We start from the raw sequence: 22,246 nt of genomic DNA on the forward strand, positions 1-22,246 counted from the left end.
ATGACTGTACAAGAAATTTCACGAGTGATCGATGGCAAACGCGTTATTGTGAAAAAACCTGAACTGTTAATCCCTGCGGGTAACTTAGAAAAATTAAAAGTAGCTATCCATTATGGGGCAGATGCTGTATATTTAGGTGGACAAGAATTTGGTCTTCGTTCTAATGCAGGTAACTTTACGCTGGAAGACATGGCAGAAGGCGTTGAATTTGCAAAGAAATATGGAGCAAAAATATACGTAACAACAAATATTTTTGCACATAATGAAAATATGGATGGGCTAGAGGAATATTTAAAAGGGATTGAAAAAGCTGGCGTAACGGGAATTATCGTTGCCGATCCGCTTATTATTGAGACATGTAAACGTGTAGCTCCTTCTGTTGAGGTGCATTTAAGTACACAACAATCACTATCCAACTGGAAAGCAGCACAGTATTGGAAAGAAGAAGGTTTACATCGTCTTGTATTAGCTCGTGAAGCAAGCTATGAAGAAATGAAAGAAATTAAAGAAAAAGTTGATGTTGAAATTGAAGCATTCGTCCATGGTGCAATGTGTATCGCGTATTCAGGGAGATGTACATTAAGTAACCATATGACAGCGCGTGACTCTAACCGTGGTGGTTGTTGTCAATCTTGCCGCTGGGATTATGATTTAGTTCAAACGGTATCACAACATAAAGATGCAAAAGAGCTTCCTCTATTCCAAGAAGAAGATGCTCACTTTGCGATGAGCCCAAAAGATTTAAATTTAATCTTATCAATTCCGAAAATGATTGAAATTGGAATTGATAGCTTAAAAGTTGAAGGACGTATGAAATCTATCCATTACGTAGCGACTGTAGCAACTGTATATCGTAAAGTAATTGATGCGTATTGTGCGGATCCGGATAACTTTGAGTTTAAACAAGAATGGTTAGATGAACTTGATAAATGTGCAAATCGTGATACAGCTCCTGCATTCTTTGAAGGGGTTCCAGGACATCAAGAGCAAATGTTTGGAAATCATAGTAAGAAAACAACGTATGATTTTGCTGGTTTAGTGTTAGATTATAATGAAGAAACGGGCATCGTAACGCTTGAGCAACGTAATCACTTCAAACCAGGACATGAAGTGGAGTTCTTTGGGCCAGAAATAGAAAACTTTACGCAAACGGTGGAGAAAATTTGGGATGAGGATGGAAACGAATTAGATGCAGCGAGACATCCGTTGCAAATCGTGAAATTCAAAGTGGATCAACCAGTGTATGTGAATAATATGATGCGCAAAAACATACTTCAATAAGAAAGAGTGGTAGTCGAATGGGGACGAATAAGCCTGTTGTAATTGGAATCGCTGGTGGTTCAGGATCAGGAAAAACAAGTGTAACGAAAGCGATTTTTGACCATTTTAAAGGTCATTCCATTTTAATCTTGGAGCAAGATTATTATTACAAAGATCAAAGCCATTTACCAATGGAAGAACGTTTAAAAACAAATTACGATCATCCGTTAGCGTTTGATAATGATTTGTTAATTGACCATTTGCAGCAGTTGCTTGCATATGAGCAAGTGGAAAAGCCTATATATGACTATACATTGCATACGCGTTCAGAAAAAATTATTCCAGTTGAGCCGAAAGATGTAATTATTTTAGAAGGAATTCTTATTTTAGAAGACCCACGTCTTTGTGAGTTAATGGATATTAAGGTGTTCGTTGATACAGATGCAGACCTTCGTATTTTACGCCGCATGCAGCGCGATATTGAAGAGCGCGGTCGTACAATGGATTCAGTTATCGACCAATACGTAAACGTTGTACGTCCAATGCATAATCAATTTATTGAGCCTTCTAAGAAATTCGCGGATATTATTATCCCTGAAGGTGGACAAAACCATGTTGCAATTGATATTATGGTTACAAAAATTGCAACAATTCTTGAACAAAAAGTAAATTTGTAATAGCATAGTAAAAGATATACGATAGGAAGGGATTTTTTCCCTTCTTATCGAATACAATGAAACATGAAACCTCACCTACCAATAGGTGAGGGCATATTTATATCAACTTTCCATACATACCTTCTTTATATAAGGAAGAATTGGAGAATAAGGGGTTGTATGTGACAACTCCACTAGTGCTACGTGTGCTAGAAACCTCCGCTATATAAGCGGAGGAGTTTTCATATGGAACTCCTCTTTTTTTCGGGGGATTGGTATATAAAAGGAGTGGAAAACATGGCAACAGAAAAAACATACCCTATGACGCAAGAGGGTAAGCAAAAACTAGAGAACGAAGTTGAACAATTAAAAACAGTAAGACGTAAAGAAGTTGTAGAGCGTATTAAGATCGCACGTAGCTTCGGAGATCTTTCAGAGAACTCTGAGTATGATGCAGCGAAAGATGAGCAAGCATTCGTAGAAGGACGTATTACACAACTTGAAAACATGATTCGTAATGCGGTTATCATTGAAGACAATGGTGAAGAGTCTACAGTTGTAACATTAGGTAAAACAGTAATATTTAAAGAGTTACCAGGTGGAGACGAAGAAGCGTACATAATCGTAGGTAGCGCAGAAGCCGATCCATTTGAAGGAAGAATTTCTAACGATTCTCCAATCGCAAAAAGCTTATTAGGTAAGCAAATTGGTGAGAAGGTAGCAATCCAAACACCAGGTGGAGAAATGCAAGTAGAGATTATCTCTGTAAAATAACGTAAAAAATCACTCGTGTTAAAACGAGTGATTTTTTATTTGTATAAAAGGTGAAACACCTCGTCTAAACTACAATAGACGAGGTGTTTTTTATGAAAATGAAACGGAGAATTATAATTGTTTTAATTTGTTTTATGGGTGTGATTTTTTTATTACTTTGTCGTTTAATCCAAATACAGATTATAGATACGGAATCATTTACTGATCGAAATATCAATTTGATTGAAAAAAGTGTTACACAACGAACCCAATCACTTACAGTAGATAATGGAAGAGGGCATTTTACAGATCGAAATGGTAAGGAAATTGGTGAAGAGAAATATCCAGTCTTAATTGTTTTTCCATTTTTACAAATAAAAAATGACATGTTAGAGAAAATTGCGCATATCATTGGTGTGTCGAGACAAGAGATAAGACTGCAAATGAAAAATAAGAATCAAGCATTTATATTACGAAAGGAGAATACCCCATTTCAATTAACGCTCGAGCAGATGAAGAAGGTAAATCAATTAGATATTTTAGGTATTGTAGCAGCAGAAGTTCGACTGAAGCAAATGGGGGAGGCAAATCATTTAATTGGTGATGTGGGAGAGAATGAACAGGAATTTCAAAAGCGTTATGGAGAAATGAAAAAAACGCCAATTGGTATTTCTGGATTGCAACAATCATTTGATGAATTTTTACTGACTGATGGAGAAGCGAAAGTACTATATCAAGTGGATCGACAAGGAGAACCGATTTTTGGGAAGCAGGCGAAATACACTTCACCAGGAAATCCATTTTATCCAGTTACTATTCAAACAACAATACATAAAACGTTGCAACGACGAGCAGAGAAGATTATAGATGAAAACGGAATAAAAAAAGGTGGGTTAGTATTACTAGACATAAAGAATAGTGAAGTTTTAGCAATGGTAAGTAGGCCTTCTTTACAGATGAATGATAGGAGGATATATAAATCTACACTTGAAAATCAAATGTTAACTCCTCATTTTCCAGGGTCTGTTTTTAAAACAGTAGTTGCAGCAGCAGTAATTGATGAGAATTTGGTGCGGTTTAATCGTACATTTAACTGTAATACGGATTTATACGGTGAAAATCTTCCACAAGTTATGATGGGGTCATTAAACTTTAAGGAAAGCTTTGCTAGAAGCTGTAATCGAACGTTTGCCGTATTAGGTGATGAACTAATGCAAAAGGATAGGGAAGTATTAGAAACGTATTTAGAGGCCTTAGGAGCAAGTGAGAAGGTAGGTTGGAAAGGTTCAGTATTTCATACACCAGAATTTGAGCAATTGCCAGAAGAAAAGAGTGCTATTATTTGGGGAAGCGAAGAAAATAAAGATAGTAGAAAAGCGATTGCTCAAACGATGGTCGGACAAAAAGATGTACGTGTGTCACCTCTAGCTATAGCGAATATGATGGCGACAATTGCTAGAGGTGGAGAGAAGATGGAAGTGAAAGCTGTGAAAAAAATAGTGTATAAAAATGGAACCGACTTTTTTACATTTAAAAATCATAAATTAAATGGGAAACAGCTTTCTTATGAAACGATGAAAAAATTACAACAGTTGTTAAGAGCCGTTGTAACGATGGAGAAAGGAACGGGAACCGCATTCCGTTCGTTGCCACTAACTGTCGCTGGAAAATCTGGGACGGCACAAACAGGAAAAGGAGAGAGGGTGAATCGCTGGTTTGCAGGTTATTTTCCATATGAAAACCCAAGATATGCTTTAGTTGTAGTTGATATAGAAACAGATAGTAATGAAAATGTAGTCACACCAGTTTTTGCAGAAATGGTAGAGGCAATTCATCAATTAGAAATTGAAAAGTAATCTTGCAATTATTTATGAAATGTTTTCATTTCGTGAAAATATTATTGTAAATGTTCAACCTTTCTAGATTTAATGTTACAATAGCAAGTATGAAAAACTGCATGGAGGTTTGAAGAATGGCAGGAGGATCTAGATTCCAACAGAAACAACAAAAACGTCGTCAAAACGGTGTTTTAAATATTGCAATTGCAATTGTATTAATATTAGTAGCTATTGTATCATATCAATTGTTTGTTCCTGAAAGAAAAGAGCAAGCGTCTTCTAGTGATAAAAAAGTAACTCAGCAAACAACAAAAGAGAATAAAGCTGAGAAAGCTAAAGGTAAAGAAGAGACGAAGAAGAACGAGCAAGAGAAAGCAGAGGCTAAGAAGAAGGAAGAAGAGAAGCTAAAGGCTGAAGAAGAAAAGAAAAAAGCTGAAGAGGAAGCGAAAGTTAACGAGAAAGAACCAGCTGAAAAAACACAGCCAAAGGCAACAGATGCGTATACGAAATCCTCTTGGAAGCCAGTAGGTACAGAACAAGGTGCAACACCTGCGATGACGTTTAAAAAAGGTTCAGCAGATTGGAATGAAATGAATCAAGCGATTTCCACTGCAATTGACGTTCCAGTAGAGCAATTAGTTATTCATAGAATCGGAAATAACGGTAAGAATAAAGCGTACGGTAATGTCCAAGATAAGCAATCAGGTAAAAAATATTATGTAAATATTGATTGGGTAGACAATGAGGGCTGGAAACCAGTACTTGTTCAAACTCTAAACTAAAAAAGAGAGGCTCTTATGAGCTTCTCTTTTTTAGTTAGCGTAATTTCTTTAATTTAAAATGAACAACCGCACTATAATAAGGTCTTTTGCTTTCAGGATCCATAACCATTTGATGCGAGATGTGATGTACTTCGAGCATAAGTGCTTTATTATTATCAATTTGCTCACTAATTTTTCTTTCTAAAGAAGCTAAGTCCGCCGCTTCAAAAAACTCTACTTTATCTTCTAACATTTCAAAGGTAAATGACACGAAGACGACCCCTCTCCTATGTAATCACCTATAGTGTAACAAAGAAAAGAAGGAAATACTACGTACATTTCAATTGACATTTTTAGAAAGAGGGAATATCATACTGATAAAACCGATAAGAAAAAGGGGAATTTTTATGGGGACAGAATTTAATGGTCTATTTGATGAGTGGGCTCATACGTACGACTCATTTGTACAAGGCGAAGATATACAATATAAAGAAGTTTTTGCCCATTATGAGGACATTTTAGAGGATGTAGTTAACAAGTCATTTGGTAACGTATTAGAATTTGGTGTAGGTACTGGCAATTTAACAAATAAATTATTACTTGCCGGCCATACAGTTTACGGTATAGAACCGTCACGTGAAATGCGTACTATTGCAGAAGAGAAATTACCAAAAGAGTTTTCAATTACAGAGGGTGATTTTCTTTCATTTGAAGTCCCAAATTCAATCGATACTATCGTGAGCACTTATGCATTTCATCATTTAACAGATGAAGAAAAAGACGTAGCAATTGCGAAGTATAGTCAATTGCTAAACAAAGGTGGTAAAATAGTGTTTGCTGATACGATATTTGCAGATCAAGATGCATATGATAAAACTGTCGAAGTAGCAAAACAAAGAGGTTTTCATCAGTTAGCAAACGATTTGCAAACAGAATACTATACACGTATTCCTATCATGCAATCTATTTTTGAAAACAATGGCTTCCATGTAACGTTTACGAGATTAAATCATTTCGTTTGGGTAATGGAGGCAACTAAGCAATAGAAAGAGGGATTAGATTGAGAATTGCTGTAATTGGAGCAATGGAAGAAGAAGTACGTATTTTACGTGACAAACTAGAACAAGCAGAAACAGAAACTGTTGCAGGTTCTGAATTTACGAAAGGGCTATTGGCAGGACATGAAGTAATCTTGCTAAAGTCTGGTATTGGTAAAGTAAATGCAGCGATGTCAACGACAATTTTATTAGAAAGATATAAACCTGAAAAAGTAATCAACACTGGTTCAGCTGGTGGATTCCATCATTCTTTAAATGTTGGAGATGTGGTTATTTCAACAGAAGTTCGTCACCATGACGTAGATGTAACAGCATTTAACTACGAATATGGTCAAGTGCCAGGAATGCCACCTGGATTTAAAGCTGATGAGGCATTAGTTGCATTAGCTGAGAAATGTATGCAGGCAGAAGAAAATATTCAAGTTGTAAAAGGTATGATTGCAACAGGTGATTCATTTATGAGTGATCCGAACCGTGTTGCAGCAATTCGTGATAAATTTGAAGATCTTTATGCAGTAGAAATGGAAGCAGCAGCTGTTGCGCAAGTATGCCACCAATATGAAGTTCCATTTGTTATTATTCGTGCACTTTCTGATATTGCTGGTAAAGAATCAAATGTTTCATTTGATCAATTTTTAGATCAAGCAGCTCTTCATTCTACAAACTTTATCGTAAAAGTACTAGAAGAGTTAAAGTAATGTAACAAAAAGGCAACTGTCTCATATAAAGAAAATACATACAGTTGCCTTTTCTTTATTGGCAAATAAGGGGGAGAACACGATGAATGTATATCGTGGAGTTCATGAGTTGATTGGCCATACACCAATCGTAGAAATTACTCGTTTTTCACTTCCGAAAGGAGTCCGTTTATTTGCAAAGCTTGAATTTTACAACCCAGGCGGAAGCGTTAAGGATCGTTTAGGAAGAGAATTAATCGAAGATGCGTTAGAAAAAGGGCTTGTTGCAGAGGGCGGGACAATTATTGAACCGACGGCTGGAAATACCGGCATTGGACTGGCACTTGCAGCGTTAGAACATGATTTACGTGTCATTGTTTGTGTACCAGAGAAATTTAGTATTGAAAAACAAGAATTAATGAAAGCGCTAGGTGCAAAGGTCGTGCATACACCGACTGAGCAAGGAATGACCGGCGCAATTGCAAAGGCAAAAGAATTAGTAAAGGAAATACCAAATTCATACTCTCCAAGTCAGTTTGCTAATGAAGCAAACCCTCGTGCTTATTTCAAAACACTAGGTCCTGAACTTTGGGACGCATTGAATGGAGAGATTAACATATTTGTTGCGGGTGCAGGAACTGGCGGTACGTTTATGGGAACTGCGTCTTATTTAAAAGAGAAAAACATTGATATTAAAACGGTTATTGTAGAACCAGAAGGATCTATTTTAAATGGCGGTAAAGCTGGTTCACATGAAACAGAAGGTATTGGTCTTGAATTCATTCCACCATTTTTAAAAACATCTTATTTTGATGAAATTCATACGATTTCTGATCGAAATGCATTTTTACGTGTGAAAGAATTGGCGCAAAAGGAAGGTCTTCTCGTTGGAAGCTCTTCAGGAGCGGCATTCCATGCAAGCTTGCTTGAGGCTGAGAAAGCAAAACCAGACACAAATATTGTAACGATTTTTCCAGATAGTAGTGAGCGTTATTTAAGTAAAGATATATATAAAGGATGGGAATAAAAAATGAGAGCAAAGACAAAGTTAATTCATGGTATTCGCATAGGAGAACCTTCAACTGGATCTGTAAACGTGCCGATATATCAAACGAGTACGTACAAACAAGAAGCAGTTGGTAAGCACCAAGGATATGAATATTCTAGAACTGGTAATCCAACTCGTTCAGCTTTAGAAGAAATGATTGCAGTGTTAGAAAATGGTCATGCAGGATTTGCATTTGGTTCAGGGATGGCAGCTATTACAGCAACTATTATGCTATTCTCAAAAGGAGATCATGTCATTTTAACAGATGATGTTTATGGCGGGACGTACCGCGTTCTTACAAAAGTACTAAACCGTTTCGGCATTGAGCATACATTTGTAGATACAACAAACCTAGAGGAAGTTGTAGAAGCGATTCGCCCAAATACGAAAGCGATTTATGTGGAAACACCAACGAATCCATTATTGAAAATTACTGATATTAAGAAAATATCGACTCTTGCTAAAGAAAACGATTTATTAACAATTATTGATAACACATTCATGACGCCATATTGGCAGTCGCCAATTTCTTTAGGAGCAGACATTGTACTTCATAGTGCAACGAAATATTTAGGTGGGCATAGTGATGTAGTTGCAGGCCTAGTAGTTGTAAATAGCCAGCAACTAGCAGAAGACCTTCATTTCGTACAAAACTCAACAGGAGGTATTCTTGGACCACAAGATAGCTTCTTACTACTTCGCGGTTTAAAAACATTAGGAATTCGTATGGAAGAGCATGAAATAAATTCACGCGCAATTGCTGAGTTTTTAAATAACCATCCGAAAGTAAATAAAGTATATTATCCAGGTCTTGAATCACATCAAAATCACGAATTAGCAACAGAACAGGCGAATGGATTTGGTGCAATCATCTCATTCGATGTAGATAGTGAGGAAACATTAAATAGAGTACTTGAGAAGTTACAATACTTTACACTTGCTGAAAGCTTAGGAGCAGTAGAAAGTTTAATCTCTATTCCATCACAAATGACACACGCGTCTATTCCGGCTGATCGCCGTAAAGCATTAGGGATTACAGATACACTAATTCGTATTTCTGTCGGTATTGAAGATGGTGAAGATTTGATTGAAGATTTAGCACAAGCGTTAGCATAATGAGAAAGTGCTGCTTATAGAGCAGTGCTTTTTAAAAGATTCTCTTGTGAAAAGTTTCACAAAACGGACATACACAAATAAAATGATTTCATGTATAGTGAAGTCATGAAATATTATTCACGAACAATCTTGTGAAAAGTTTCACAAGCGGTGAGATTCATGTAGGAAGGTAACTCTATTTTTTTACGCTAATCGGGACTTTTTACGACCTATAGGGACTTATAAAGCCCAAGATAGCAGAATAGGAGGAAATTTACATGGTAGTCAAAGAGAAAGTTGTAAATGAAATGCAAGAGGTAAAAGAGATGATTGATACGTTAGTAGATAACGGTCAAAAAGCTTTACAAGCATTAGAAGGTTTTACACAAGAGCAAATTGACAACATTGTTCATGAAATGGCGCTTGCAGGTGTTGATCAACATATGCCACTTGCGAAGTTGGCTGTTGAAGAAACGGGTCGTGGTGTATATGAAGATAAATGCATTAAAAATATTTTTGCCACTGAATACATTTGGCATAGTATAAAGAAAGACAAGACGGTAGGAATTATTCATGAAGATCCTCATGAAGAAGTAATAGAAATTGCAGAACCGGTTGGTGTAGTAGCTGGCGTAACGCCAGTAACCAACCCAACGTCGACAACGATGTTTAAAGCATTAATCGCGATAAAAACGAGAAATCCAATTATTTTCGCATTCCATCCTTCTGCACAAAAATGTTCTATTGCAGCAGCGAAAACAGTATACGATGCTGCAGTGAAGGCTGGTGCACCAAAGCACTGCATTCAATGGATTGACAGACCTTCTGTCGAAGCAACGAAACAATTAATGAATCATGAAGGTATTGCGCTCGTTCTAGCAACTGGAGGAGCTGGTATGGTGAAATCAGCGTATTCTACTGGCAAACCAGCGTTAGGTGTAGGTCCAGGTAATGTACCCTGTTATATAGAGAAATCGGCACATGTAAAACGAGCTGTTAATGATTTGATTTTATCGAAAACATTTGATAACGGTATGATTTGTGCGTCAGAACAAGCTATCATTGTAGATAAGGAAATCTATCATGATGTTAAAACAGAAATGATTGCAAATAATTGTTATTTTGTAACAGAAGAAGAGAGAGAAAAATTAGAAAAGCTTGTTATTAATGAAAATACATGTGCAGTAAATAGTGATATTGTTGGGAAATCAGCACAGTATATTGCCGAATTAGTAGGGATTACTGTGCCTGAAGATACAAAAATGCTTGTAGCTGAAATTAAAGGGATCGGAGCAGCGTATCCACTGTCTCGTGAAAAACTGAGTCCAGTATTAGCTTGTGTAAAAGCAAATTCATTAGAAGAAGGATTTACATATTGCGAAGAAATGCTAGGCCTGGGCGGTTTAGGGCATTCAGCAGTCATTCATTCTACAAATAAAGAAGTACAAAAACAATTTGGATTGCGTATGAAAGCTTGCCGTCTCATTGTAAATGCACCTTCATCACAAGGAGGAATTGGTGATATATATAACGGATTTATTCCATCACTTACGCTTGGATGTGGTTCCTACGGAAAAAACTCAGTTTCCCAAAATGTAACAGCTACTCATTTACTAAATATAAAAAGGCTGGCAAATAGAAAAAAGAATATGCAGTGGTTCAAATTACCACCAAAAATCTATTTTGAAAAACATGCTACAGCATATTTAGCGAACATGCCTAATATTTCACGTGCATTTATTGTAACGGATCCAGGAATGGTTGAGCATGGATATGTAGATACGGTCACGCACTATTTACGTAAACATGCAAATGATGTGAAAGTCGAAGTTTTCTTCGAGGTCGAGCCAGATCCATCAGATGAAACTGTTTTTAAAGGTGCGGAAATGATGAGAAGCTTTAAGCCAGATGTAATTATCGCACTTGGTGGCGGTTCAGCTATGGATGCAGCAAAAGGGATGTGGCTTTTCTATGAGCACCCAGAAACGACATTCTATGGAATAAAACAGAAGTTTTTAGATATAAGAAAACGTACATGTAAGTATCCGAAATTGGGAAATAAAGCGCAATTTGTTGCCATTCCAACAACATCAGGGACGGGTTCAGAAGTGACGCCATTTGCGGTTATTACAGATAAGAAAAATAATATAAAATATCCGCTTGCTGATTATGAATTAACACCAGATGTAGCAATTGTTGATCCACAATTTGTAATGACAGTACCACCTCATGTAACAGCAGATACTGGCATGGACGTATTAACGCATGCAATTGAGGCGTATGTGTCTGTTCTGGCAAATGACTATACTGATGGTTTAGCGTTAAAAGCAATTGATCTCGTATTTAAATATTTACCGAGAGCATATAAAGATGGAAATGATGAAGAGGCGCGCGAAAAAATGCATAACGCTTCTGCGATTGCAGGGATGGCATTTGCTAATGCTTTCCTTGGTATTAATCATAGTTTAGCACATAAAATTGGACCGGAATTCCATATTCCACACGGACGTGCAAATGCAATTCTTATGCCGCATGTAGTTCGCTATAACGCGATTAAGCCAAGGAAACACGCATTGTTCCCAAAATACGAGCATTTTGTGGCAGATGAACGCTATGCACATATTGCAAGAATGCTCGGGCTTCCAGCGAGTTCAACAGAAGAAGGTGTAGAATCACTTATCCAATCAATTATTGCGCTTGGGAAAAAATTGAATATTAATATGAGTATTGCAGGACAAGGAGTCGCTAAAGAACAATTTGAAGCGGTTGTTGGAATATTAGCAGAAAGAGCGTTTGAAGATCAGTGTACAACAGCTAATCCAAAATTGCCGCTCATTTCAGAGCTAAAAGAAGTCTATATGGAAGCGTATAAAGGCGTATAATAGATAAAAAAGAGCCGCATTTAGCGGCTCTTTTTTACTTTGGAAAACATCTCCCAGTTTGGTTCTATTTACTTGTCTTTAAGCTTGATAGAATGTGATAAAGTGAGGATGGGAGTGATAAAGAGATGAAAGAATTACAAGAAAAAATAGCAGATTATACCCGTTTCGGACAAGTGCTTTTGTCTATAAGTACATTTTTAATGATCGGTTTATTAATTCCAAGTGGAGTCAAAGATATGCTGCAGTCTTTTGTTATGATGGGGAGTATTATTGTATTTTTAGTTCTTGCTTTTTTCCTTTTTAAGCGTGTTAGAACGATGCGTGACCAATTAGAGGAGAGCGAATATGAAGAAAATTGTTAAATAGGGCGCTACGAAAAGAAGAAATCTTTTTGTAGCGTTTTTTCATTTTTGTAGAAAATGTATGCGTTTCATATTGACAATGATAATCCTTATCAATTAAAGTAGAATAGTAGTCAATGATTATTATTATCAATTAGAGGTGAAAGAATGAAAAAATCTATTACGCTGTTCACAGCGATCTTATCTATTTTTTTCTTATTAATAGGTTGCAGTGCAAAAGAAAACGAAAAAGCATCCGCAACAAAAACAGAGAAAGGAACAGACAAAATCGAAATTACCGATCTCTCAGACAGAAAGATAACATTCAATAAAGTTCCTGAAATTTTTGCGACGTTAAGTATGGGTGATATGAATATTATCCACGCTTTAGGAGGGAAAATCGTCGGGCGTCCAGATGCAAAAATTCCCCTTCCAGAAGATTTGCAAAAAACACAAGTAATTGGAAATGCACATCAGCCAAACTTTGAACAAATTGCTAGTTTAAAGCCAGACGTACTTATTGCTAATAATGGGTTCCAAAAAAATATTCCAACGGTTGAAGGGCAAGGAACAAAAGTGATCATTTCTTCAGCAAACTCTGTAAAAGATATTCAAAAGAGTATTGAAATGTATGGAACAGTAATGAAGAAAGAAGATAAAGCAAAAGAGCTTAACCAAAAAATTAATGATCAAATGAAGAAATATGAGAAAAAGAGTGATATTAAAGCGTTGCTAGTTTATGGAGCGCCAGGCACTTATTTAGCAGCATTACCAACATCTCTATCAGGGGATATTTTAGAAAAAACAGGCGGGAAAAATATCGCAGCTGGTTTTCCAGAAATGAAAGAATATCCGCAATATGCACAGCTAAGTGTAGAACGTATTATTGAAGCAAATCCAGATGTGATTTATTTAATTACACATGGAGATCCCAATAGTGTGAAAAAAGCATTTGAAGGCGAAATGATGAAAAATGAAGCATGGAAAAATTTAGATGCAGTAAAACAAAATCGTGTAGTTATTTTGCCACCAGATTTATTTGGATCAAATCCTGGGACAAAAGTTACAGAAGCGATGGAATTCATGTATAAAAGTATACAAGATGTAAGGAAATGATAAGTATGGAGAGTAGTGAAATAGTAAGAGAAAAGGAACATCCTTTTGCGAGAAAAAGATGGATAATAGCAGTTACTTTAGTCGTATTAACATTTCTAAGCCTTTTTTACGGTCTTTTCGCAGGAAGTTTATCTTTTTCTTTACGAGACATTCTAACAGGGATACAAGATGAAAGTTCGACAGTTCATCGAATTGTATGGGATCTTCGCATACCGAGAGTGCTCGTTGGGTTTATAGTAGGAACGTGTTTAGCTACATCTGGAGCATTACTGCAAGGGGTTATGAGAAACCCTCTTGCAGACCCTGGAATTATCGGGGTTTCATCTGGAGCGGGTCTTGTAGCAATTGTAATTATGATTCTATTTCCTCAGCACATGGCTTTTTTACCGCTAGGAGCGTTTTTAGGAGCTTTCATAACAGCGATGGTCATTTATGCTTTATCATGGCAAAAAGGGGCACCGCCTTCAAGAATCGTCTTAGTAGGTGTGTCAATCAATGCATTAATTGGTGCAGCAACGTCAGCATTAATGTTATTACATAGTGACAAAGTACAATCCGTGTTACCGTGGTTAGCTGGGGGTATTGGTGGTGTGAGCTGGGCACATTTAAATATGATTATTTACTATGCAATATTCGCTATTATATTAGCTTTCTTCGGTATTAAACACATTCGAGTATTAATGCTTGGGGATGAAATGGCGAAATTATTAGGGCATAACGTGGAAAGAAGTCGGTTTTATTTAATAGTAGTAAGTACAATGTTAGCTGGAATTGCGGTTAGTGTTTCTGGTCTAATTGGATTTGTAGGTCTTGTCGTACCGCATATGTTACGTTTATTAGTTGGAAATGACTATAAATATTTACTGCCATTATCATGCCTTGGCGGAGGGATATTACTTGTTTTCGCGGATGCGATAGCTCGAAGTTGGTTCGATCCAATCGAATTGCCTGTTGGTATTTTATTGTCCTTCTTAGGTGGTCCGTTCTTCTTATATTTAATTCATAGAGGAGGAAAACAACGTGATTTCCGTTAACAAAGTGTTTTACGCACATTCTGAAAGATTTCAAATGCAAAATATGAATGTACATATTAAAGCTGGAGAAATCGTTAGTTTAATCGGTCCGAATGGATCAGGGAAATCTACTTTGCTGCGTTTAATAGCACGGCTACTTAAACAAAGCGAAGGAAATATCATTTTAGATGGGACAAATATTCATACGATGAAGAGTGCGGATGTAGCGAAGCAATTAGCGATGTTACCACAAATGCATGATCATCAATTAGATTTAACAGTGAAAGAACTAATACAGTTCGGAAGAGGTCCCCATAAATCATGGAGTAGTCGCTTAAATAAAGAAGATGAAGAAATTGTTAATTGGGCATTGTCTGTTACAAATCTTGAAGGGTATGAATATCGTCTTTTACAGTCTTTGTCAGGAGGAGAAAGACAACGTGCTTGGATTGCGATGACGCTAGCACAACGTACAAATGTCTTATTATTAGATGAACCAACAACCTTTTTGGATATCGTTCACCAGTTGGAAGTAATGGAACTTGTGAAACGATTAAACGAGGAGTTTGGTATGACAATTATAATGGTCTTACATGACATTAATCAAGCGGCTCAATATAGTGATCGTTTACTCGTATTAAAGCGAGGAAAGATTCAGTATGACGGTGTACCAGAAGAAGTATTATGTCAACAAATGTTTCAACATGTATTTGGCATAGAAGTAGATATTTTTCAAGGAAGCGACAAGCCATTTTTTACACCGAAACGAATTTCTAAAAAAGGAGCAGAGCGATGCAAACAGAAGAGCGTATTACCACTGAATTAGTAAGAGAATTTGTTATGGCAGCTCACGGAGATTTAGAAAAAGTACAGGAACTATTGGCAGAATCGCCAAGCTTACTTCACGCTTCTTATAATTGGGGCGGCTCAGATTGGGAAAGTGCCTTAGGAGCAGCGGCCCATGTAGGACGTAAAGATATTGCACTTTATTTACTGGAAAAGGGAGCTCGGATGGATATTTTTGCAGCGGCTATGCTTGGTGAACTTGAAGTCGTACAAGCCATTTTAGTAGCACAACCCGAAGTATTACGTGCATCTGGCCCACATGGCATCTCTCTTCTTCAACATGCACGAATGGGTGGAGAAAAAGCTCAGCGTGTATTTGAGTACTTAACAGTGCTTTCTTAATGACCGCAAAGTTCTTATGTGCGGTAAACTTTCCACTCAAAAGATTGGAAGGTTTACCGCCCGTTAGAACGGGATAAGCATCTAGTATATTTGAAAATCCTACACCCCCTCAATTGTAGTTTTCTTTATACTAGTTATGATATGGATGCAGTAGACACTCTTTTGTCTACTGCTTTTTTTTGATATAATACACTTTTATAAGATTGAATTTTCTTTCTTTTCGACAACTTTCTTGATATAAATTATTCAACACTTACGTAGTTTGAAATATGTTGTTATGTAATGAGGTTCAAAATGATGGGAGTGAATAAAAGAGTGTTCCATACAGATCGCTTACAATTTCGCAAATATACAATGGATGATTTACCATTTTATGCTTCTTTATGGGGGGATGAGAAGGTAATGCGCTATATTGGAAATGGAACGTTAAAAACATTTATGCAATGTAAAAAAAGTTTGGAGGAGAGGGTACTTCCAAATTATAAAAATGGTCTCGGTTTATTTGTAATGATTGAAAAGGAAACAGGGATACGAATTGGTCATGCAGGGCTTGTCAAGCAGAAGGTAGATGGAAAAGAGGAAATTGAAATTGGCTATTGGCTACTTCCTAAGTATTGGGGGAAAGGGTATGCGAAAGAGGCTGCGGCTGCATTTCGAGACTATGGTTTTCAAGCATTACAAATGAATAAATTAATTTCACTTATTAATCCGAACCACCCAGCTTCAATATTTGTTGCTAGAAAAACAGGGCTTAGTTATGAGAAAACAACTTCATTTCATGAGATGGATGTTCTCGTTTATTCCATTAAGCGGGTTGGATGAAAAAAGGTGAATTGCGTCTTTTGGAGAATGGTATATAAAAAATAAAGGGGGGATTACATGTATATTTACCATAATGGACTTATTATTCGTGAGGGAACGAACGGTGTACCAGCATATGCAATTAAAACTTTATTCGAAGATGCCGGTTGGAGTAATGATAATATCCCTTCTTGGCAAATTGAAAAATTTACGATAGCATTTGAAAATTCCACATGGGCTTTCACAATTTGGGATGAAGAAGAAATGGTCGCGATGGTTAGAGTGATTTCTGATCAAATCATGGTCGCTAACATAGTGAATTTAGTTGTGAAGTGTGAGTATAGGGGAAAAGGGTTAGGTAAGAAACTTGTAGCTCTTTGTTTACAAAAGCTTCCGCATGGCGATTGGTTTGCGCATACATCCGCTAGCAATTTTGATTTTTATAAAAGTTGTGGTTTTGAAGTAAGAGAGTTATCAAGAAATGGAACATGTGCGTATTATGGGTATCAAGTGGCAAAAAGGGATGGGCATCGATAAAATTATAAGGTAGTGAAGAAAAAGGATCGCTATTTTAATAATATAAACTGAACGGAGACTTATTTTGTGATAAAATTAAAGAAAATTCAGTTTATTAAACGGGGGATAAAAATGAATGTAAAAGTTGGAGATGTATTTAAGTACGAAAGAAGGTTTACTGAGGAAGAAGTTTTTGAATTTGCAAATATTACAGGCGATAAAGGTAGACATCATATGGAATATGATGAGAATGGACGATTAATGGTTCATGGTCTATTGACTGCTAGCATTGGTACGAAAGTAGGAGAAGAGTTACATTACATAGCGAGGGAATTAGTAAGTGAGTTCATTAGACCAGTTTTTACAGGTGATACGATTACTTGTGAATTAACATTAACAAATATTGAGCAAATGGAAGGATATAAAAAAGTTTCAATTGAGTCAGTTTATCGCAATCAACATGAAAAGACCGTACTAGTTGGGACAAGTTATGGAATTATAAGGGAATAAAAAAGAAGCCTGTTACGAAACAGGCTTCTTTTTTATTAATTAGTAAACTCGTTTTCGATTTTCCGCATGACTAGAGATAAGTAATAATGCAGATTCTTCACCTATATTACGAACAATATGGGGAACGCATGCATTCCAGGAGAAAGAGTCACCTTCTTCTACAATTGCAATATCTTCACCATGTTGAACTTCCAGTTTTCCGCGTAATACAAGATGACACTCTTCGCCTTCATGAGCATTTGGCGAGTTTTCCTTCGGGAATCCGGCAGAAATTTCTACGAGATTTAGGCGAAGGCCACCTTGCTCCGCAACATGCTCAATTCTTTGTTCATCTTTTCCATACACACTGTATTTACGCTCTTCTTTTTTTATAATTTTCAAACGATCTTTTTGTTCTAACAATAAATATGGAAGGGGAACATTTAAAAAATTAGCAATCATTTCTAAAGTTGAGATAGATGGTGAGGTTTTATTGTTTTCAACCTGACTCATAAAGCCTTTAGAAAGACCTGTTCCTTCACAAATTTGGGCAATCGTAATTCCTCTACGTTGACGAATTTCACGAATCGCAGAACCGATATTCATAAAATCATGCTCCTTTTTGTAAACAACTATTTGTATCATAGCAAAAAAAAAATATTTTTTCTCATGAAAAATGAATTGACGAATAAAAATAATTAGTGTATGTTTTGTAATATAAATAAAAGTTTTGTATAAGAAAACTATAAAGGAGAGAATGAAATGAATCAACATATTGGTAACTTAATTATTCGTATCGTGTTAGGGGTAACGTTCTTTATGCACGGTTTAACAAAATTCCAATCAGGAATTGACAATATTGCAGGGTGGTTTACAAGCATTGGTTTACCAGGAGGACTTGCATACGGTGTAGCAACAGTTGAATTAGTTGGAGGTCTATTGTTAATTCTAGGTTTAGGTGTAAGATATATTGGCTTATTATTTGCACTTGTTATGGTTGGAGCGATTGTGAAAGTAAAATGGTCAGCTGGCTTGTTAGGAGACGGAAAAAATCCTGGGTTTGAGTTAGAACTTGCATTATTAGCGATGGGTGCATACTTATTTGTTGCGAAAGCTGATGGTTTTGTAGATAATTTCTTAAAAGAGAAAATGTTAAAGAAGAATTAATTAAAATGGGGGTATAACAAAATGGGCTTGCCACTTCATCCCGAAACAACACTTGAGGTTGTTCATTTATATGTATCAAATTTAAAGAAATCGCTAGAGTTTTATACAGAAGTATTGCGTATGAAGGTACTGGAAGAAAAAAGTACAATCGTTACGTTTGGTAATGAGGAAAATGAGCCACTTCTCATAATAGAAGAAAAGGAAGACGCTCTTCCGAAGCAAAGAGGTCGAACTGGTTTATATCACTATGCAATTTTATTACCAAACAGACAAGACTTAGCAAATATTCTTCGTCATTTTGTTGAGAAAGTACACCCCTTACATGGTGGGGCTGACCATTACTTTAGTGAAGCTCTTTATTTAGCTGATCCAGATGGAAACGGGATTGAAATTTATCATGATCGCCAAAAGGAAGTTTGGCATGATGAAAATGGAGAGCTACCATTTGTTAGTAACCCGTTAGACGGCGAAGGATTATTACAGCAAGGAAGTACATGGAATGGGTTCCCGGCTGGTACTGTGATGGGGCATATTCATTTACATGTAGCTGACTTAGAAGAAGCGAAACGTTTCTATGTTGATGGTCTTGGTTTTGATGTAACAATCCCAGCTCGTAATGGAGCATTGTTCGTATCAGCAGGTGGTTATCATCATCATATCGGTCTAAATACATGGCAAGGTGAGGATATACCACCACAAATGCCAAATTCCGTTGGCTTGAAATATTTCACCATTGTACTAGCAGATGAAAAACAAAAAGAGCAAGTATGTGAAAGCTTAAAATATATTGGCGTGGTTGCTACGTATAAAGATGGAGTGTTACAGGCAGAGGATCCGTTTGGACATTGTATACATTTTAAAGTGAAAGGAGAAGCCTAAAAAAGGCTTCTCTTTTTTTACTTTCTTATAATCGCTTTTTCATTTTGTAAAAACAGTTCATCAAATTGCTTTGCAAGGTCAAAATCTAGTTTAGTTAAACCTTTTGCATTCCATGATGACAATGTAATAATGACTGCTTTATACTGAATAAGGATAAATGGATGGTGATTATGTTCTTCTGATAGTTTGGCGGCTTCAGAGACAAATTCGACTCCTTTTAAGTAGTCGGAAAACATATATTTCCTTTCAATCCATTTTTCATCTTTCACTGTCCATTTATCCAGCTTTGTTAATTCCTCTTGTACTTCTTCATTAGTTAATCGTAGCATCATTTTTCACATCCTTTACCTGCAGTAGCGCAAGACCATTGTTAATAAGACGTGTTACAGATTCTTCAGTTGTGAAAGTAGAAAGTTGTTGTAATAATGCTGCTGATGCTTCATGGCCTTTATTATGTTCTAAAAGCAATTCTAAAATTTCAAGACGAAGCAACCATTCTTTCGGATGAAATTTATTTAATACTTCTTGAATAGCTATTAATTGATCAATATGAGTATCGTGTAAAATACTATCGTTACGTATATCTCGAACTGTTTGATACATACGTTCAAGCTCATTCAGTACAAGTGGATCAGGAGTTTCTTGTACTTCTTCATCTATCGGGAAAAATGCAGCCGCATCTGCCGCTCCTGGGAATACAGAAGTGATTTGTGAGCCGACAGCCATATCAAATGCTCCCCATGAAGGATCAAATAATAAGCGATCTTTATGAGTAACCGCACAATTTATAAAGGAGATAAGAGCAATTTTTTTATCATTCCTTACAATGTCTGTTACTGTTCCTTTTACATGAATGCCACTTTCAAAAGTAAACTCTGCACTGTTTCCAATTGTAATGCCTAATGATTGTAATTGTTCTTCTGTACAATTTTCTAATGCAATATCTCCATCTAGTAATCCGATTGGTGTCCCGAATCCATCGCTGTGTACAGATGTAGAATGATTTGCTAGTTGTTTATTATGAATTGCTAATGCAGTTGGTGAGCTTGTTCGTGTGTAAATAACTTCACCAGTATCATTTTTAATTGTCTCTGTAAATGTACCCGTAATTTGTAATCCACTACTTAGCTCAGTTGTAGCATGATTTTCGGAGCGGATTGCTTTTTCTAATCCTTCTGTGCCACCTGTTTTAAATGCCATCGTTGTAGAGAACTGCTCAAGTGCCTCAGTCAACTCTTCAAATGATTCACAAACAAATAGCTGTGGCTGCATTTTTGTTACGTCATAAGTTGTCCCGGTGCAAGCTTCAATTGAGAATGGAACTTTCTTTACAGCATCTGTTAAACAATGCTTACTTTCACCGACAGAGGAAAGGAGACCAGCACCGTAAATTTTGGGGTCATCTATATTACCGATTAAGCCGTATTCCACTGTCCACCAGAATAGACGTGAAATTTGTTCTGCTTCTGATAAACCAGAAACTAAGTTTTGTTTTTCGATTACAGCATTTTCAGCAGCTGCAACTTCTTCAGGTGTAGAAGTCGGGCTTTCTTTTACGATCGTTAATGTACGAACAGCTTCAAAAGCTTCATGTTCTTCTTTAGTGGAGAAAGCTTTCGCTCCAATTTGCCCAAAGCGTTTCACATAGTTTGCATATGTACGATCAAGTAAAATCGGTGCGTGTCCTGCTGCTTCATGAACGATATCAGGAGCTGGTGTATACTCGATATTTTCTACTTTACGAATATCTGTTGCGATTGGTAGTAATCCGTGCCCCTGAAAATCAAAGAATGCTACGCCGGGAATAAGCCCATCAATCGTTACGGCGCCCCAGCCGCTTGGTGCTAAACAGTCATTCATTTCTTCTACTTTTGGAATCGCATCTATATTAATACCAGATGATTGTAGTCCATTAACATAGGCGGGATGAGCAACATCTTTTAAGAAGTTATGGTTTTGTTTCATAATGTAACGCCAAACAGCGTGATTCACCGGTGTGTATTGATCATAATGCTGTGTGGATACGAATGGTTTTAAATGTGATGGAATTTCTGTTTTCTTTGTCATTTAGACATCCTCCTTTTTTCTATAAAAATGAATACCGGTTCGTATAGATTGCATCACCTCCCTTTCAAAAAATGTAAGCGCTTATAAAATCTTATCATAAGATTCGGAATTATTTAACAACTGTTTGTGTGAGAAATAGAAAAAGCCCCTATCGGAAAATCCGATAGGGGCGAAAAAGTCGCGGTACCACCCTATTTGTAAGTGAAAAGGTACTTACATCTCAACTAATGATAACGGAAAAACTCCGTCTTTTCCTTCATGCATAAAAGCACTACGAAAAAGAAGCTCCAGAATTGTAATTCGTACTTATATATGTGCTAATTTCCACCGACCATTAGCTCTCTGAAACAGGGATACAAGATACTACTGCGATTCTTTCAACGCGTATATATGAAGTTATTTAAAGGGAAGGACGCAAAAAAGCCCCTATCGGAAAATCCGATAGGGACGATAAAAATCGCGGTACCACCCTATTTGTAAACAATTAATTGTTTACCACTTACTTTAAGATAACGGAAAGATCCGTCTTTCTCTTCATGCATAAAAAGCATTACGGGAAAGAAGCTCCAGAATTGTAATTCACGCTTGTATATGTACTGATTCGCACCAACCATCAGTTCTCTGAGACAGGGATATAAGTC

The 22,246-nt window shown here is 36.6% G+C and carries 24 protein-coding genes and 2 other annotated features (1 of these 26 running past the window's edge); of the genes, 20 read left to right on the forward strand and 4 right to left on the reverse strand.

Going from position 1 to position 22,246, the window contains the following annotated elements; all coding sequences use genetic code 11:
• The 5 genes from MKX77_RS03020 (at position 1) to MKX77_RS03040 (ending at position 5,289) form a co-directional block, all read left to right on the forward strand.
• A complete protein-coding gene (locus MKX77_RS03020) occupies positions 1 to 1,281 on the forward strand; it encodes a peptidase U32 family protein (RefSeq protein WP_002015275.1) in 1,281 nt (426 codons plus the stop codon).
• Positions 1,282 to 1,298: 17 nt separating this feature from the next.
• Complete coding sequence (udk, locus tag MKX77_RS03025; RefSeq protein ID WP_002015274.1) at positions 1,299 to 1,937, forward strand: uridine kinase; 639 nt, start codon at positions 1,299 to 1,301, stop codon at positions 1,935 to 1,937.
• A gap of 276 nt (positions 1,938 to 2,213) precedes the next feature.
• Positions 2,214 to 2,690 (forward strand): transcription elongation factor GreA, encoded by a 477-nt coding sequence (gene greA / locus MKX77_RS03030; RefSeq protein WP_078213491.1) that lies wholly within the window; start codon positions 2,214 to 2,216, stop codon positions 2,688 to 2,690.
• Between the two features lie 92 nt (positions 2,691 to 2,782).
• Complete coding sequence (locus MKX77_RS03035; RefSeq protein WP_341305805.1) at positions 2,783 to 4,525, forward strand: peptidoglycan D,D-transpeptidase FtsI family protein; 1,743 nt, start codon at positions 2,783 to 2,785, stop codon at positions 4,523 to 4,525.
• A 116-nt stretch (positions 4,526 to 4,641) separates the two neighbouring features.
• Positions 4,642 to 5,289 (forward strand): YrrS family protein, encoded by a 648-nt coding sequence (locus MKX77_RS03040; protein WP_341305806.1) that lies wholly within the window; start codon positions 4,642 to 4,644, stop codon positions 5,287 to 5,289.
• A gap of 34 nt (positions 5,290 to 5,323) precedes the next feature.
• Here MKX77_RS03040 and MKX77_RS03045 read toward each other — a convergent pair whose 3' ends face one another.
• Positions 5,324 to 5,539 (reverse strand): YrzA family protein, encoded by a 216-nt coding sequence (locus MKX77_RS03045; protein WP_002145646.1) that lies wholly within the window; start codon positions 5,537 to 5,539, stop codon positions 5,324 to 5,326.
• 136 nt (positions 5,540 to 5,675) lie between these two features.
• On the opposite strand from MKX77_RS03045, the gene MKX77_RS03050 reads away from it, so the two are divergent.
• From MKX77_RS03050 to MKX77_RS03110, 13 genes are all read left to right on the forward strand, one after another.
• Positions 5,676 to 6,314: a class I SAM-dependent methyltransferase gene (locus MKX77_RS03050; protein WP_341305807.1), complete on the forward strand. Its 639-nt coding sequence runs from the start codon at positions 5,676 to 5,678 to the stop codon at positions 6,312 to 6,314.
• A gap of 14 nt (positions 6,315 to 6,328) precedes the next feature.
• Positions 6,329 to 7,024, forward strand: a complete 696-nt coding sequence (mtnN, locus tag MKX77_RS03055; RefSeq protein WP_105584423.1) for a 5'-methylthioadenosine/S-adenosylhomocysteine nucleosidase — start codon at positions 6,329 to 6,331, stop codon at positions 7,022 to 7,024.
• An 82-nt stretch (positions 7,025 to 7,106) separates the two neighbouring features.
• Positions 7,107 to 8,030 (forward strand): O-acetylserine dependent cystathionine beta-synthase, encoded by a 924-nt coding sequence (locus tag MKX77_RS03060; RefSeq protein WP_105584424.1) that lies wholly within the window; start codon positions 7,107 to 7,109, stop codon positions 8,028 to 8,030.
• A 3-nt stretch (positions 8,031 to 8,033) separates the two neighbouring features.
• A complete protein-coding gene (locus tag MKX77_RS03065; RefSeq protein WP_341305808.1) occupies positions 8,034 to 9,167 on the forward strand; it encodes a bifunctional cystathionine gamma-lyase/homocysteine desulfhydrase in 1,134 nt (377 codons plus the stop codon).
• A 257-nt stretch (positions 9,168 to 9,424) separates the two neighbouring features.
• Positions 9,425 to 12,028 carry a bifunctional acetaldehyde-CoA/alcohol dehydrogenase gene (gene adhE / locus MKX77_RS03070; protein ID WP_341305809.1) on the forward strand — a complete coding sequence of 868 codons (2,604 nt, stop codon included), beginning with the start codon at positions 9,425 to 9,427 and terminating at the stop codon, positions 12,026 to 12,028.
• A gap of 125 nt (positions 12,029 to 12,153) precedes the next feature.
• On the forward strand, positions 12,154 to 12,390 hold the full coding sequence (locus tag MKX77_RS03075) for a YrhC family protein (protein WP_341305810.1): 237 nt from the start codon (positions 12,154 to 12,156) through the stop codon (positions 12,388 to 12,390).
• A gap of 147 nt (positions 12,391 to 12,537) precedes the next feature.
• Positions 12,538 to 13,485, forward strand: coding sequence for an ABC transporter substrate-binding protein (locus tag MKX77_RS03080; RefSeq protein ID WP_341305811.1), 948 nt, complete (start codon positions 12,538 to 12,540; stop codon positions 13,483 to 13,485).
• A gap of 5 nt (positions 13,486 to 13,490) precedes the next feature.
• Positions 13,491 to 14,519 carry a FecCD family ABC transporter permease gene (locus MKX77_RS03085; RefSeq protein ID WP_215554252.1) on the forward strand — a complete coding sequence of 343 codons (1,029 nt, stop codon included), beginning with the start codon at positions 13,491 to 13,493 and terminating at the stop codon, positions 14,517 to 14,519.
• Positions 14,506 to 15,324 carry an ABC transporter ATP-binding protein gene (locus tag MKX77_RS03090; RefSeq protein ID WP_341305812.1) on the forward strand — a complete coding sequence of 273 codons (819 nt, stop codon included), beginning with the start codon at positions 14,506 to 14,508 and terminating at the stop codon, positions 15,322 to 15,324. Before MKX77_RS03085 ends, MKX77_RS03090 begins: the two co-directional genes overlap by 14 nt.
• Positions 15,291 to 15,686, forward strand: coding sequence for an ankyrin repeat domain-containing protein (locus MKX77_RS03095; protein ID WP_215554250.1), 396 nt, complete (start codon positions 15,291 to 15,293; stop codon positions 15,684 to 15,686). The genes MKX77_RS03090 and MKX77_RS03095 overlap by 34 nt, the downstream gene beginning before the upstream one ends.
• Before the next feature lie 294 nt (positions 15,687 to 15,980).
• Positions 15,981 to 16,508: a GNAT family N-acetyltransferase gene (locus tag MKX77_RS03100; RefSeq protein ID WP_002015253.1), complete on the forward strand. Its 528-nt coding sequence runs from the start codon at positions 15,981 to 15,983 to the stop codon at positions 16,506 to 16,508.
• 57 nt (positions 16,509 to 16,565) lie between these two features.
• A complete protein-coding gene (locus MKX77_RS03105) occupies positions 16,566 to 17,024 on the forward strand; it encodes a GNAT family N-acetyltransferase (RefSeq protein WP_341305813.1) in 459 nt (152 codons plus the stop codon).
• 111 nt (positions 17,025 to 17,135) lie between these two features.
• Positions 17,136 to 17,513: a MaoC/PaaZ C-terminal domain-containing protein gene (locus MKX77_RS03110; protein ID WP_002160412.1), complete on the forward strand. Its 378-nt coding sequence runs from the start codon at positions 17,136 to 17,138 to the stop codon at positions 17,511 to 17,513.
• A gap of 39 nt (positions 17,514 to 17,552) precedes the next feature.
• Here the strand turns inward: MKX77_RS03110 and MKX77_RS03115 are convergent, their stop codons facing one another.
• Entirely contained in the window at positions 17,553 to 18,098 is a 546-nt protein-coding gene (locus MKX77_RS03115; protein ID WP_088099534.1) for a helix-turn-helix domain-containing protein, read from the reverse strand.
• A gap of 156 nt (positions 18,099 to 18,254) precedes the next feature.
• Here MKX77_RS03115 and MKX77_RS03120 point away from each other — a divergent pair, with 156 nt between their 5' ends.
• Positions 18,255 to 18,659, forward strand: coding sequence for a DoxX family protein (locus MKX77_RS03120; protein WP_070144931.1), 405 nt, complete (start codon positions 18,255 to 18,257; stop codon positions 18,657 to 18,659).
• A 21-nt stretch (positions 18,660 to 18,680) separates the two neighbouring features.
• Entirely contained in the window at positions 18,681 to 19,538 is an 858-nt protein-coding gene (locus MKX77_RS03125; RefSeq protein WP_215554248.1) for a VOC family protein, read from the forward strand.
• Between the two features lie 17 nt (positions 19,539 to 19,555).
• On the opposite strand, the gene MKX77_RS03130 is transcribed toward MKX77_RS03125, so the two are convergent.
• Entirely contained in the window at positions 19,556 to 19,870 is a 315-nt protein-coding gene (locus MKX77_RS03130) for a 4a-hydroxytetrahydrobiopterin dehydratase (RefSeq protein WP_002167644.1), read from the reverse strand.
• Positions 19,851 to 21,605 (reverse strand): aromatic amino acid hydroxylase, encoded by a 1,755-nt coding sequence (locus tag MKX77_RS03135; RefSeq protein WP_341305814.1) that lies wholly within the window; start codon positions 21,603 to 21,605, stop codon positions 19,851 to 19,853. The genes MKX77_RS03130 and MKX77_RS03135 overlap by 20 nt, the downstream gene beginning before the upstream one ends.
• 162 nt (positions 21,606 to 21,767) lie before the next feature.
• Positions 21,768 to 21,995, reverse strand: a binding site (T-box leader).
• A gap of 50 nt (positions 21,996 to 22,045) precedes the next feature.
• Positions 22,046 to 22,246: a binding site (T-box leader), on the reverse strand; it runs 28 nt beyond the window's last position.

This window comes from Bacillus sp. FSL R9-9410 (genome assembly GCF_038050385.1).
Taxonomy (GTDB): domain Bacteria; phylum Bacillota; class Bacilli; order Bacillales; family Bacillaceae_G; genus Bacillus_A; species Bacillus_A cereus_U.